Origin of the sequence: Streptomyces bikiniensis (genome assembly GCF_000716625.1) — a bacterium.
GTDB lineage: Bacteria > Actinomycetota > Actinomycetes > Streptomycetales > Streptomycetaceae > Streptomyces > Streptomyces bikiniensis.
Genome location: NZ_JNXJ01000143.1, coordinates 1 through 235, shown reverse-complemented (window position 1 = coordinate 235; position 235 = coordinate 1). Strand labels below are relative to the sequence as shown.

Annotated in this window: 1 pseudogene; it reads right to left on the bottom strand. The window is 74.5% G+C overall.

The features are described from left to right. Positions 1 to 235: pseudogene (locus tag OO47_RS33130) on the bottom strand (hypothetical protein); the annotation flags it as partial.

The following is a 235-nucleotide window of genomic DNA, read 5'->3' as shown; positions in this document are numbered from 1 at the left end:
AGCCGGAGGTGAAGATGACGTAGGCCAGGTCGTCGGCGGCGCCCAGGGCGGGGGCGAGTTCGGTGTCGGCCGTTCCGTTCCAGGCGACGACGGCCGGGGTGCTCGATGCGGCGCCGAGCAGTTCGGCGGCGGTCGCGCCCAGTCCCGGTCCGACGTACAGGGCGTCGGGTCGGGAGTCGTCCAGGAGGGAGGCGGTGCGGGTCAGGGGTGCGCGTAGGTCGAGGGGGACCCAGGC